Source organism: Amycolatopsis thailandensis, assembly GCF_002234405.1.
In the GTDB taxonomy this organism is placed as follows: domain Bacteria; phylum Actinomycetota; class Actinomycetes; order Mycobacteriales; family Pseudonocardiaceae; genus Amycolatopsis; species Amycolatopsis thailandensis.
The window spans coordinates 1-13,702 of the sequence record NZ_NMQT01000101.1; the positions used below are offsets into that span (position 1 = coordinate 1).

Annotated in this window: 6 protein-coding genes; 1 reads left to right on the forward strand and 5 read right to left on the reverse strand. The window is 72.4% G+C overall.

From position 1 onward, the window contains the following. Positions 1-188: 188 nt before the first annotated feature. Complete coding sequence (locus CFP71_RS27740; RefSeq protein ID WP_093936888.1) at positions 189-2,942, forward strand: helix-turn-helix transcriptional regulator; 2,754 nt, start codon at positions 189-191, stop codon at positions 2,940-2,942. A gap of 261 nt (positions 2,943-3,203) precedes the next feature. Here CFP71_RS27740 and CFP71_RS27745 read toward each other — a convergent pair whose 3' ends face one another. The 5 genes from CFP71_RS27745 to CFP71_RS27765 all read right to left on the reverse strand — a co-directional run bounded on the left by CFP71_RS27745 (position 3,204) and on the right by CFP71_RS27765 (position 13,422). Then, positions 3,204-5,930, reverse strand: a complete 2,727-nt coding sequence (locus tag CFP71_RS27745) for an AAA family ATPase (RefSeq protein ID WP_093936889.1) — start codon at positions 5,928-5,930, stop codon at positions 3,204-3,206. 9 nt (positions 5,931-5,939) lie between these two features. Further along, complete coding sequence (locus CFP71_RS27750; protein ID WP_093936890.1) at positions 5,940-8,693, reverse strand: AAA family ATPase; 2,754 nt, start codon at positions 8,691-8,693, stop codon at positions 5,940-5,942. Beyond that, positions 8,690-11,425 carry a helix-turn-helix transcriptional regulator gene (locus CFP71_RS27755; protein WP_093936891.1) on the reverse strand — a complete coding sequence of 912 codons (2,736 nt, stop codon included), beginning with the start codon at positions 11,423-11,425 and terminating at the stop codon, positions 8,690-8,692. Before CFP71_RS27755 ends, CFP71_RS27750 begins: the two co-directional genes overlap by 4 nt. A 484-nt stretch (positions 11,426-11,909) precedes the next feature. After that, positions 11,910-12,569 carry a helix-turn-helix transcriptional regulator gene (locus CFP71_RS27760; protein ID WP_093936892.1) on the reverse strand — a complete coding sequence of 220 codons (660 nt, stop codon included), beginning with the start codon at positions 12,567-12,569 and terminating at the stop codon, positions 11,910-11,912. Between the two features lie 517 nt (positions 12,570-13,086). Next, positions 13,087-13,422, reverse strand: a complete 336-nt coding sequence (locus CFP71_RS27765) for a hypothetical protein (RefSeq protein ID WP_093936893.1) — start codon at positions 13,420-13,422, stop codon at positions 13,087-13,089. Positions 13,423-13,702: the final 280 nt, after the last annotated feature.

The window sequence follows — 13,702 nt, forward strand, 5'->3', positions numbered from 1 at the left end:
TGCACGCGCAAGGACCGCATCCAGAGGACGAAACGCGACGGAAAGCCGCTCCGTGGTCCGCCGGGGCAACTATGCTGGCCGAAGGTGCCCCGGCCGCCTGACCTCCCGACCGAACGGTCCTCCTTGCGCCATGCTCGGAGCGACCGTCGCCCGGCCGCGCCGTGGTCCCGCGCCGGTCGAGGAGGGAAATGGGAGCGACGGCCGTCACGAGTGCCGGTCCGGACGACGCGCAGGCCGCTTTGGACCGGGTCCTCACCGGGTCCGGCGCGATCTGGGTGGTGCACGGGCCCGTGGGCAGCGGCCGCAGCACCGTCCTTTCCGGGCTGGCGCAGCGCGGGCGCCGCTCCGGCGCCGCCGTGCTGCCCGTACCCGCCGGCCCCGAGCCCGAGACCGTCCTGCTCCGGCTGACGACCCAGCTGGTCGAGCTGATCACCGCGCTCGACCGGCCCGAGCTGGTCAGCATGCTCAGCGCCGTCGCCTGGCTCCGGGCCCGGCTGGAGTCGGGTTCCGGCGCCGGACCGCAGACCACTGCCCACGACCTGATCACCGTCCTCGCCACTCTGGCTCCGCGCAGCCGGATCATGCTGCACTTCGACGACTTCGACCTGCTTCCGCCCGAGCTCGCCACCGTGCTCACCCTGGTCGCCGAGGGAGCCCGCGCCACCGGGACGGTCACCGTCGCGACCGTGACCGGCCGGGATCCGGCGGGCGGCCCGGCCGGCAAGCTGTTCGCCGTCGCCGACGGCACGATCGGTCTCCGGCCGCTGACCGCCGCGGAAACGACGGCGCTGCTGCCCGGCTGGACGACCCGTGCCGGGCGGATCGCGAGCGACCCCGCGCTCGTCACCTCCGTGCGCACCGCGCTCGGACCGCTGTTCGGCAATCCCGGCACCGTCGGCGCGACGATCTCCGGCCTGCGCGCCACCGGCAGGCTGTCGGTCATCGACGAGCACGTCTGCCTGATCGGCGCGGGCCCGCCGATCGCGCTGCCCGGCGGGCACCCCGAGACACTCCGGCTGCGGCGGCTCGGGCCACGCTCCCGGCGGCTGGCCGCCGTCATCGCGGTGCTGAGCGAACAAAGCGCCCCCACCCTCGAAAGACTGCCTTGGCTCGCGTCCGCGGCGGCGCTGTCGCCGTCCGCCACGGGCCAGGCCCTCGACGATCTGGTCCGGGCCGGGATCCTTCGCACCGGGACGGACGGCGCGGTGGAGTTCGCCGTCCCCGCGCTGGCCGACAGACTCCGGCTGGAGCACGGCACGCGCTGGCGCACCGTCCTGCACCGGAGGATCACGCGAGACCTCCTCGGACGGCGGCTTCCCGACCCCGCCGAGATCGCCCCGCATCTCGCCGAACTCCCGCCGTCGCCGCCGGATCCGGAAGCGGCGGGCCTCCTGCTCGCCGCGGCCGCGGGCGCGAACACCGACCTGCCGACCGCCCGCCGCTACCGGATGGCGGCGCTCCGGCTGCTCGATCCGTCCGACGGCCGGATTCCCGAAGTGCTCCGGGCCCTGCTCACGGACAGTCTCGCGGCCGGTGGATACGGCACGCTGGCCGACGACCTCGCGACCGTCGTGGCACCGCGGCTCGACGGCGCCTGGCCGTCCGCCCGGCTGTCCGCCACCGTCCTGATGTGCTGGCTCGGCGCGCTCGCCCACGAACAGCGGCTCGCCGAACTCGACGTCGTACGTCCGCTGGCCGTGGAGGTCGCCCGCTCCCTCGACACCGCCCGCGAATGCCGTGGCCTGCTCGACTCGATCAACCGGGCCGACCGGCAGGCTGCCGCCGAGGCGGTACGGGTGCTCGCGCGCGCTTGCGGCGCCGAGGAGGACCCTCTGTTCGCCCTCGGCGCCGGGATCCTGCTGGGCGCGTTGCCCGGCGACGGGGGCAGGCCCGCCGAGGAATGGCTGGCGCCACCGGAACTGCCGCCGCACGAGGACGTCGCCGAAGCCGCCGAGCTCCTCGACACGGTCAGCGTGCTGAACGTCCTGCTGCGCGGCCGTTACCAGCCGCCGACGACCGGCTTCTCGGTCGACTGGCACGCGGTCCGGCAGGCCTACCGCGAGGGCGAGTGGGACACGGCGCTGTCGCTGGCGCGGCGGCTCGAAGGCGACCGCCTGTGGTGGGACCCGCCCCGTCGTCACCGGTTCGCGAGCGTGTTCGCCGCGGAGATCTGCGCCCAGCGCGACCGGCCGGACCGAGCGGCGGATTGGTTGCGCCGCTTGCCTTTCCGCACCTCCGCCGACGCTTACGTCGCGTGGGTCCGCTGCCTGCTGAACCGCGACGACGCGCTGGAACGCGGTTGGCGCGATTACACCGACTGTCGCGAACGCGGGCTGCGGGCGGGGATGGAACGCCTCTTGGCCCGGCTTCTGCACGAGGCGAGGCACCAAGGGGACACCGAGACCGTCACTCGCCTGCTGTCCGAATTGGAGGGTCTCGCCGCCCGCACCCCGACCGCTTCGGTCCAGGAAGCGGCCCTGGTGTGCGGTGGTCTCGTGCGCGGGGACCTGGAGTCGGTGCGCGCGGGGGTCAAACTGGCCCGGCAGTCCGGTGACGCGTTCCGGATCGCCGAGGCGTGCACGGCGTTCGGCGAGGTGAGCCCGGTCCCCGCGCCCTCACTGCTCGAAGCGCACCGGACGTTGCGGCGGCTCGACGCCGTCACGAAACTGACGTCCGTGGCGGCGCTGCTCGAACAGCACCAGATCACCTTTTCGGCGGACCGCGCGGACCGGGCCGATCGAGCGACCCTGGATCCCCTGGAGCGGCACATCGTCGGCCTGATCGCGAACGGCCATACCAACCGGCAGATCGCGGCGGCGCTGCAAGTCAGCGAGAAACGCATCGAAGCCCGGCTGACGTCGCTGTTCGAGCGCACCGGCAGCCATTCCCGGGTGGAGCTGGCCGCGGCGTGGCTGCAGGGCCGCCTCGGCCGGGTCTCGTGAGACTCCTCGATGGGCTTGGTGACCAGGCAGTTCTGAGCGCCGGTTTCCGGTGTCGCGAACTCCACTTCCGCAACGCTCTCCTGCCGGGCCACACCCGGCGGAAGTGATGAGCCACACCAGTCCGTGAAGGCCTCCTTCCTTACCCTCAAAGTAGGGAAGGAGGCCTTCACGGACTTCGCCACCCGACCTGACACCGCCGACTTTCGGCCCAGTAACCTTCCTGACATTCACGAGCTGGGCGGCGCCGAGCCCTGACCGGGTTCACCCCGCCCGGTGACCACGCATCGCCGCGGCCAGCTCGGCACGGCCGCTGATGCCGAGCTTGCGGTACGAACTCGTGAGGTGCTTCTCCACCGCGCGCACGGTGACCTCCAGCAGTTCCGCGATGTCGCGGTTGCGGCGGCCGGACACGGCCAGCTCCACCACCCGCTGCTCGGTCGCGGTCAGCAGGCCGCCGTCCGCCTGGTCCGACGGCTCCGCGGATCCGGTCAGCCAGCTCGCCCCGCAGCCCGCCGCCAGGCTGCGGCCCTCCAGCAGCCGCTCGCGGGCGTCCGGTCCGGTGCCGCGTTCCCCGAGCAGGACCAGCGTGCGGGCGAGTTCGAGCCGGTCTCCCGAACGGGCCAGGACTTCCGCGGCCTCGCGCAGCACCGGGACGGCGTCCTCGTCCCGGTCGAGCAGCGTCGCGCGGATGCGCAGGGCGCGTCCCACCGAAGACGGCGCTCCCCACGACGACGCCCGCTCGACCTCGCCCTGCGCGACGGCTTCCGCCCGCTTCGGATCGTCGGTCGCCGCGAGCAGGAGGGCGATCTGGCCACGCAGCGGCAGGAGGACCCGGTTCCCGAAGCGCTCCAGCTGGTGCACGCAGTCGAGGAAGTACTCGGCGGCCGCGGTGTGATTGGCCTCGGTCAGGGCGAGGGTGCCGTGGGCCAGTGACCGCAGCCAGGGGTCGTGCTCGACTTCGAGGTTGTCGACGAGCAGCCGCGCGAGCGCCGGATCTCGTTGCTCCATCGCGATTTCGGCCAGTACCCGCATCGCCGTCATGGTGATCCCGACCCGGCTCGGCCCCGCCGACGTCAGCACCGCCTGGGCCCGGTCCCTGGCCACGCCGAGCAGGCCCGTGGCGGAGGCCACCAGCGCCTGCCCCGCCCAGGCGACCAGCGTCGGCAGGTCCGGATCGGCGGCGGCGCCGCACGCCGCGGCGAGCCAGGAGTCCACCCCGTCGAGCGAATCCGCGGCGGCCAGCACCAGCACCGTGAGCGGAAGCGTGGTGTACATCTGGTCCGGTGAACCGGGTTCCCGCTCCAGCACCTGGCGGGCAAGGTCCACAATGGACTCCCGGGGCGCGGCGCCCGCGACGGTCATCAGATACAGCAGGACGGCGACCAGCTCCCGCTGGGCCGAAGAATCCTGAGCGGGCGCCGGGCCGAGCTCGGCCAGCCGGTCCGCCGCCGCCTTCCCGACACCGGGCACGCCTCGTTCGTGATAGCGAAGCCGGGCTTCCATGCGCAACGCCGCTTCGGCCGCCTCCGGCCCCGGGACGTCCCGCAGTTCGGCGAGCACCTGCCGGAGACGGCGGACGTCCGCGGCGAAGCGGACCCCGGCCACCACCGGGAGCAGGCCGAGCGCGAAGGCGCGGTCGACCGGATCCCGCATCAGGCCCAGCGCCTGGTGCAGATGCCGGTGAGCGGCGGGCAGGTCGTAGCCGCGTTCGACGGCGGCGAGGTCGACGAGCAGTTCCGCGCGATCGGCCCCCGGATGCGCCAGCGCGTGCTGCAGGTACTGGGCCGCCGTCTGCGGCGAAGAGTTCGCCAGCGCGGCGCTGGCCGCGGTCCGCAGCACGTCCGCGGCCCACGGTTCCGGTTCGGCGACCGTGGCCAGCAGCTGCCGTCCGATCTGTTCGACCGGCCTTCCGTTGCGGTAGAGGACATTCGCGGCGCGCAGATGCAGCCGGTCCTGTTCCTCCGCGCTCAGCTGATCGGCGACGAGATCGCCCGCCATCTCCCCGGCGAACCGCAGCAGCCCGTCGGCGGGGGCCTCGACGACACCCAGCCTGCGCAACGCGCGCAGCGCCGCGTCGAAGTCCGGCGAGTCGAGGCCGGCGAGCTCGGCGAGGACACCGGTCTCGGTCGGCTCGCCGAGCGCGGCCATCGCCTTGGCCACCGCGCGGACGTCGTCCGGCTGGGCGCGCAGGCACCGGGTCAGCCGGGCCGCGGCGGGTGAGGGCCGCAGCGCGGCGAGCTCGGCCGCCGCCGAAGCGACCGGGCGCAGACCGTGCCCGAGCATCGCGTTGACGAGCGCGTCCAGCAGCATCGGCGAACCGCCGGTGCGCGCGTAGCAGGCGTCCGCGAACTCGGGAGCGGGTTCGGCTCCGCAGCGGGCGGTCAGATACGCCCGGACACCGGCGGGCGAGAGCGGGGTGGCGTGCACCGTGCGCGCGGCGGTTCGGGCGATGTCCTTGACCACGATGTCGTCCGCGGAATCGTCGCCCTCCAGCAAGGTCGCGACGACGAGGACCCGCAGCCTGCTCATCCGCTTGGCCAGATAGGCGAGCCAGCGCGCCGAAGCCGGGTCGGCCCACTGCAGGTCGTCGACGAGCAGCGCGACCGGGCCGGTGTCACGCACCATTTCGGTGAACAGCTCCAGCAGTTCGTGCAGGACGAGGTGAGCGCGGCGCGGGTCGGCCTGGCCGGCGGGGAACTCGCCCTCGGCCCGGACAGCGGTGAGCAGTTCCCCGCGCCGGCCCGCCTCCAGCAAGGGTTCAAGCAGCAGCCAGACCACGCCGTGGGCGACCCCTCGCTCCAACGGCGTCGCCGCCGCCCGGACCACGCGCACGCCCCGCGCGGCGGCTTCTTCGCCCGCCGCGTGCACCAGCGCCGACCGTCCGGCACCCAGCCCGCCGCGGACGACGACGAACTCCCCCGCCCCGGCACGGGCCTCGGCGACCGCCCCGGCGATCGCGGCCAGCTGATCCGCTCGTTCGATCATCATGACGGCGGCTCAGAGCTCCTTGTCCAGCGCGTCGAACAGCTCCCGCAGTTCGGCCCGCCCGGTCACCTCGAGCTGCCGGTAGATCGCGGTGAGCCGGAGCTCGACGGCGCGTTTGCTCACGCCCAGTTCCTCCGCCAGTTCGGCGTTGGAGGCGTTCGAGAGCACGCGACGGACGAGGTCGGTCGCGGCGGGCGAGAGCGCCCGCCATCGCCGGGACGCCGTGCGATAGGACCGGCGCGGCCGGTCGGACAGTCGTTTCCCGAGGTCGGCGATCCGCGACGTCGCCCAGGCGAGCTGGTACGCGGTGGCGAGCCGTTCGGCTTCGCGCAGCAGCCGCGGCACGCCGCTGGTCTGGCCGCGGTTGAGCTGCGCGGCCGCGAGCAGCAGCACCGCCTCGACGTAGAGCACCCTGGCCGGGGACTGCTGAAGCGCGTTGACCGCCTGCGTCAGCCGGAACACCGCGTCCTCGGACCGGACCGCGACGCCCGCGCTCAGATGCGTCCGCCCGATCGCGGTGCGCGTGCCCCAGTTCTGCGCCAGCCGCCATTCCTCGCTGATCATCGCGGCCGCGGTGTGTTCGTCGCCGAGCGCCTGCGCCGCGATGGCGACGTGCGAACGCCACGGCACCAGACCGGGATTCAGCCAGCCCGCCGCGTTCATCCGCCTGCCGCATTCCTGGAACAGGCCCAGTGCCCGCCGATGGCGTTTCAGGTCCAGTTCCAGCAACCCGCGCATGAAGAGCAGGTACGGCGCGGAATACAACGGTCCGCCGTCGACAGCCGCGTCGACGGCGCGCTGGGCGGCGTCGAGATCCCCTCGGGTGAGCGCCGCCGCGATCGCGATCGTGCTCAGCGAGTCGGAAACCGACAGCGGCCAGCCGTCCGGCGGACCGGACGCGGCGGCCTTGGCGAGCGCCTCCTCCGCGGCCTGCACGCGACCACGTTGCAGGTGGATCCAGGCCTGACCGGTGAGGCCGAGCGCCACCGGCACCCCCGCCCCGGCGGCGCTCGCGTCCGCGATCACCTCTTCGTAGACCGAAAGCGCTTCCAGCACGTCGTCGGTCTGGGTGAAGGTGATGGCCAGCGCCAGCCGCGGCGAATACAGCGTCATGGGTTCGTTCGACGGATCGGCGGCACGCCGGGCCAGACGACGGGCCGCCCGCCCGTCACGGCAGGACGTCGTCACGAGCCAGGACGCGGCGGCCGCCTGCGCCGGAGTCAGCGAGGCCGGATCGACGTCCGCGACGGCGGGGACGCCGAGCAGGGCGGCACCGGCGCCGGACCCTTCGGCCAGCCAGTGCAGCGCCACCAGATCCGCGCGATCCCGGTCGTCCAGCACGGCCTCGCTCAAGACGACCAGCTCGCGCAACGCGTCGTCCCGGGCCCCTCGCTGCATCATCAGGTCCACAGCGGACAGTCGCGTTCGGACGGTGTCGTCGCCGGAAATCCTGGTGGCCCTGGCCAGTCGCAGACCGCCGGTGAACGGGCACGACGACGCCTCGACCGTTTCCAGTTCCAGGCGCAGCCGCGCGGAAGTCCCGGGCGGCGCCGGTTCGGCGAGCGCCCGCCGGTAGTACCGGGCCGCTTCGGCGTGGTCTCCGGCTTCGCGACGGCGTAACGCGGCCGCGTGCAAGGTCTCCAGCGCCCAGGCCTCGCCGACCGGCTGGGAACCGAGCAGCAGCCCGGCCACGTCCTCCTCCGGGGCGGCCCGGCGATGCCCGAGCTCCGCGGCCCGGCGGCGTGTTCCCGCCCGCTCGTCCGCGCCGGTGGCGGCCAGTACCCAGGTGGCCACCTGGGGGTTCATCGGTTCGGCGGGATCGGTCCCGATCAGGCCGGAGTCCGCCAGCACCCGCAGCGCGCGGTTCAGCGGCATGCCGAGCGGGGCGGCGAGCGGCCGCAGGTAGGCCTCGTCGAGGGTGCCGATGGCGGCGATCGTCCGCACCAGCGCGGCGAGATCGGACGGCAGCCGGGCGAGCAGGTCGAGCACGGTGTCGCGGCGCACGTCCGCGGTGATGGCGGTGATCTCCGCGCCGGGCGCCTGGCAGGCGGACGATCGGGCGAGGACTTCCGCGAGCAGGGCCGGGTTCCCCTCCGTGGCCGCGTAGACCTCGGCCACGGGCAGCCGCGGCGCCGGAACCGCGTGCACCAGCCGCCGCACCGCCGCCTCGCTCAGCGGCCGCAACCGCACGACGTGCCGGTTCTCCCAGGGAAGACCCCCGAGGTACAGCGGCGCGTCGTCGCCGTCCGCGTCCTGCGAACCGGAATGCGCGGCGACGAGCAGCACGGGGTCGTTGCCCCGCCGTCGTTGCAGCGCGGCCAGCCAGGCCTCGGACTGCTCGTCGGCCAGGATCAGATCGTCGACGACCAGCAAAACCGGGCAGCGCCGGGCCGATTCCAGCAGCCGCTGGCACAACAGTTCGTGCAGGACCTGGACGTCGGTGCCGTCCGAAAGCGCGGCGTGCAGCCACGGGACGTCCGCGAGTTCCGGGATCGAGGCGAGCAACTGGGAGAGGAGCCCGTACGGCAAGTCCGCTTCGGTGGCCGATCCCCGCGCGGTGAACACCTGCAGACCCCGCCCGGCGGCCAGGGACGCGACCTGGTCCAGCAACGCCGTGCGGCCGCTGCCCGCCGGGCCGAGCACGAGCGCCGAGCCACCGTGGCCGTGTTCGAGGTCCCCGATGAGCCGGGTGAGCAGGCGCAGTTCGGTCTCGCGCTCGACGAGTTCGTCCGCGCCTTCGGCTTCGAGCCGCCGGACCGCGCTCACCGGACGCCTTCGAGGACGGCCGGACGGTCATCGGTGTGGCCCAGTACCACCGCCAGTTCGGCGCGCCCGGTGATCCGCAGCTTCCGGTACACGCTCGTCAGATGCGTCTCGATGGTCCGGACGGTGACGAACAGGCGTTCCGCGATGACCCGGTTGCTGACCCCGCGTCCGGCGAGCCGGGCGATGTGCCGTTCGGCCGGGCTCAGCGAAGCCAGCGGCGTCACCTCGCTCGGGATCCCCGCCCCGGCCGCGGTCCGCTGGGCGCGCCGGAGCAGAAAACGGTCCCCTGTCCGCAGGCTCAGCTCGACACAACGCCGCAGATGGGTGCGCGCCGCGGCGGTGTCCCCCGCGTCGACGAGCGCGCGGCCGAGGTGGAACTCCGCCAGGGCCTCCTCCAGCCGCGCGGGTGAGCCGGCCAGGACGGCCGTCGCCTCTTCGATCAGCCCGATCCGCCCGGGCCCCCGGGTGGAGACCGCCGTCGCGAGCTTGGCCATCCCGATCGCCCGCGGGGTGCCCCAGCGCACGGCCGGTTCTGCTCCCTCGGCGGCGAGATCCGCGGCGGCCTCGAAACGTCCTTCGTCCGCCAGCAGGCAGGCGGCTTCGAACCACCACGGCGCCAGCAGCGGGTTGGCGATGCCGACGTCGGCGAGGCTTTCCCCGCAGAGATGGAAAAGCTTCAGCGCCGCCTCGCGATCGCCCGCCGCCCAGTGCACCCGCGCGTCGACGAGCTGGAACCACGGGCGCATCACCGTGTGGTCCCACAACTGCGGGGAATCCGCCTCCCGCAACAACTTCATCGCCTTCGAGGTGTCGCCCTGCTGGGCCGCGACGGTGGCGAGGGCGATCCGAGGGACGACACCGCCGGTGCGTCCCTCGGCGCGGCGGCTGAGCGCGTAGGCCTGTCCGGCGTCGGCGGCCGCGGTGGCGAGGTCCCCGCACCAATGCCCGAGCAGGCCACGGAAGGCGAGGTATTCGCTGCGCTGAGCCGGGACGAGCTCGATGGCCCTGGTCAGTTCGTCCCTGGCGACGTCGACCTCGTCGGTGAGCAGCAGGGCCAGCACGGCGGAGCTGACGGCCGAATCGTCGGTGGTCGGGGTGTATCCGCGGATCGCGCGCATCGCCCATTCGGCGGCCTCGCGCGGCCGGGTCCCGTCGAGCGCGGCGACCACGGCGCAGACGGCCAGATGCCTGGCGTCGACGACGGTCTCCGGGCCGCCGGAGTTCCGCGGCTGGATCCGGGTGTCGAGCTTCGCCAGGCTGTCCCGATCTTCGATGCCCACCAGGCACAGCAGCCCTTCGAGATGCCCCCGAAGCTGCTGGTCCATCTCACCGCCGAGCACGGTGAGCACCCTCTCCAGCACGGTGACCGCGGTCCCGCAGCGACGGGCGACGAGTGCCGCGCGGCCCAGTTTCACCGCGGCCCTGGCCCGATCGACCGGATCCTGCTGGAGTTCGAGCGCGCGGCGCAGCAGGTCGAAACCGCTGTCCGGTTCCAGGAGCGCGACCGTCTCGGCGAGCTGGACCGCCAGCCCCCCGTCGGACGGCCTGGCCGCCGCGGCGGGACGGAGATAGCGCAGCGCGTCCCAGGGCGCGCCCCGGTCGCAGGCGCAGCTCGCGGCATCCCGCAGCAGGTCGACCATCCACGAGTCCAGCTCGGCGAGTTCGAGCAGGTGCTCCGCCACCTCCTCCGGCGATCCGGCCGCGTCGCTCAGCAGGATCGCGGCGGTCCGTCGCCACCGGCCCAGCTCGGCGGGTTCGAGCGCGTCGAGCAGGCCGTCCCGCACCGGGTCGTGCCGGAAGGAAAACCCTTCCGCGGCAAGGATGTGCTGACTCCGCAGCAGTTCGACGGCGGTACCGGCGGTGCGCGCGGGGACCTTGGCCAGCCGGGCGACCAGGGACAGATCCTGCCCGCCGAGCACCGCGATGGCGGTGGCGACCTTCCGGGCGTAGTCCGGGACACCGGCGAACAGGGAGTGGATCAGTGCCGCACCCGCCGCGGAGCCGGCCACCGGAGCGATCCCGGAGGCGACCTTGCCCAGTTCGTCGAGCATCTCGCGCAGCAGCAAAGGATTACCGCCGGACTGCTCGACACAGTGCCGGACGAAGGCCTCCCCCGGCTCTGATCCGACCGCCTCGCGCGCGAGCGCGGCGACCGCCTCCGCCGGCAGCGGGCCGAGGTCCAGCACTTCGGTGCCGTACCAGGATTCGAGGTCCGCCAAGCGTTCCGCCGCGCCTTCCGGGCCGTCGGCGGCCGATCGGACCAGGATCATCCGCACCGGCAGCCTGGTCGAGTGCCGGGCGAGAAGGCTCAGCCACCGCACCGTCGGTTCATCACACCATTGCACGTCGTCGACGGCGAACACGATCGCGGACCGGCCGCCCGCCCAGTCCGCGAAACCCTCGTACCAGGCGGCGAAGTCGTCCGGGTCCGAGGCCCGGACACCGGCCCGGCTCAGCTCCGCGAGCAGTTCCCGGGAAGCCGCGGCCCCGTCGTCGGGCGCGCCGGCACCCCGTAAGACGACGGTGTCCGTGAGCGCGGCCAGCGCGGCGTCCAGGAGGCTGGTCTTGCCGATGCCCGCCTGCCCTCGCACGACGATGACCGAGCCCTTGATGATCGATCCCTTGATGACGGAGCCTTGACCGGGCGCGCCGGGGCTCAGGCGAGCGGCGAGCCGGCGGAGCTCGTCGTCACGTCCGGCCGGCGCGCGTCCAGGTCTGTTGGCATCCACCATCTCCGCCTCCCTGTCGTCCCATCGGAGTCGTCGCCGTCACACAGAGCGAACAATCGCTTACGTGCTTCCATCTCATCGTGTGATCGTCTTACCGAATAGAGCGTGCAACCTCGATAAGGGTTATCCCTCACTACAGGGATGGCAGGCGCTCAGATGAGCAAGGCGCTCGTCGACGAGGGTTTTCGAGCGTGGAGCGGCACGGGTCGGCACACCGCCGCGCGCGAACCTTGGCGTGTCGCAGAATGACAGAAGTTGCCCCGGAAGGGAAACAGGGCGTGAATCAAGGATGCCCGCGAGGTTGCTCCCGGACCAACGCCCGGCGCCACCGACGGCCGACCTGACCGCTCAAACGAGCGAAACGGCCTCGAAGGACATTACGAATTCTGCCGAAATACGTGCAACAGGAGTGGCCGTTCACTGGGATCGCACCGTAATCGCACGAGCACGTCACGCCGCGGCCACCCGCAGGCCAGGTCCGGGCCGCTCAGCTCGCGCGCCGGGACTCCGGCACCCGCGGCGGCCACGCCGTCGAGTCCAGCAGGCCGGTGGCGAAGGCACGCGAAACCAGTTCGACCCGGTTGCGCGCCTTGAACTTCCGCTGGAGCCGGGCGACGTGGTAGTCGATCCCCTGGCGGCTGAGGTAGAACTTGTCGGCCATCTCCAGACTGGACAAGCCGCTGGCGATCCCCTGGAGGATCTTCGCCTCGATGTCGGAGACCGAGCTCAGCTGCTCGGCGCGGGCGGGGCCCGTCTCGGGAAGCATGGTCAGCAGGATGGCCGCACCCGGCGCCCGCATCCGGCCCGCCACGATGGTCAGCCTGTCGGCGCCGCCGGAGCCGAGCCCGGTGACGCTACCGCGGAACCGCTGCTCCCAGCCTTCGGCGACCCGGTTCAGCCGGTCGCGCAGATGGTCCGGACCAGCGGTGACGAGCTCGGGGAACGATTCGCCGAGCACGTCGGCGGGACGGCGACCGAGAAGACGGTAGAAGGCGGCGTTGCCACCGCCGAGCCGCAATCCGGCGCTGAGCGCCGCCAGCGGCATGTCGGCGACTTCCACGAATTCACTGATGATTCCTGGTCGTGCGGTACGACCCGCGTCGAAAGCTCGCTTGCCGATCGGGGAAATCGTTCGGATGCCGGCCATGGAAAGCCCCCTTCTGCCTGAGCCAAATGTGTCCACCAAAGCCGTCCCTGCCCAAGACTCGGCAAACACTACGAACCGGCTGTCGACGGGGTCAACGAATTCCGGAGCAGTTCGTGGCCACCGAACCCACCGTGCGGACAGGCCGTACCGAAGGTTCGGTATCGGGGTATCGGCAGGAGAATCCTCAGCTCAGCGGCCGATTCGGTAACCGAACCTCCACCGCGGGCCCACACCACGAGGACCGAAAGGCGAATTCCGCGTGAAGAACCTCTCGCGTTTTCGCTCAGTCAAGATAGCACCGAATCCGCCGATGCTTAACATTGATTTAAGGTAGATCTCGGCGGCCGCGCGAACGGCGTGACCGGTCATCGGTACACGCCTCGCCCGCCTATCGATCGATCGAATCGTGAGCGACGGCCCGAACGATCGCCCGACCGGAATCGGACCGTCTATTGTGGACGCTCGGAAGTGACAAGGCCGCCCCGGGTGTTTCACCCCAGGGCGGCCCTGCTCGGAATCAGACGGTTTCGCGCGTGGTCACCGCGTCCTTTTCCGCGGCCAGCGCGGTGCAGGTGCGCACCCACAGCTCCCAGCCCGCCAGCGCCTGGCTGCAGTTCCAGCCGGTCCAGCGTCCCGCCTGCGCGCCCTCGTTGCCGGCGCGGTTGCAGGAGGTTTTGCTGCTCCAGCCCTCACTCACCTTGCGGTACGGCGTGCAGGAAGCCGCCGCGACATCACCCGACGCGCCGGCCGCGCACGGTTCCGCGGTGCTCGCCATCGCCGAGCCCGCGGTGAGCACGGAGCCCGCCAACGTCGCCGCGAGAACGGCACCACGGAGCACAAAGCGCTTGTCCATTGAGTTTTCCTTACCGCGAGCAAGACCCCGGGACCACTCTGGCCGATCCCCCGGCGAAGATCAACCTGTCGCCGGCGGCCGGACAGCGAGGAGCTATGTGCGCCACCGGACCTTTCACGCCGCACCGGTGCCAGGTTCCCGCCGGTGCGCCTGGGTCGCGAGTCGCAAGTCCGTGAAGGCCTCCTTCACGGACTTCGGTGATTGCCCTACGGCTGCGCGTGGCCCAGGACAGCGCTGAGGTACATGAAGGCCCCCTTGCTTGCGTCTAGCGCAAGCAAGG

What these genes read in the sequence shown, in the direction of transcription:
- CFP71_RS27740 (WP_093936888.1), top strand. Translation starts at nt 189, where the DNA reads ATGGGAGCGACGGCCGTCACGAGTGCCGGTCCGGACGACGCGCAGGCC.
- CFP71_RS27745 (WP_093936889.1), bottom strand. Translation starts at nt 5,930, where the DNA reads ATGATGATCGAACGAGCGGATCAGCTGGCCGCGATCGCCGGGGCGGTC.
- CFP71_RS27755 (WP_093936891.1), bottom strand. Translation starts at nt 11,425, where the DNA reads ATGGTGGATGCCAACAGACCTGGACGCGCGCCGGCCGGACGTGACGAC.
- CFP71_RS27760 (WP_093936892.1), bottom strand. Translation starts at nt 12,569, where the DNA reads ATGGCCGGCATCCGAACGATTTCCCCGATCGGCAAGCGAGCTTTCGAC.
- CFP71_RS27765 (WP_093936893.1), bottom strand. Translation starts at nt 13,422, where the DNA reads ATGGACAAGCGCTTTGTGCTCCGTGGTGCCGTTCTCGCGGCGACGTTG.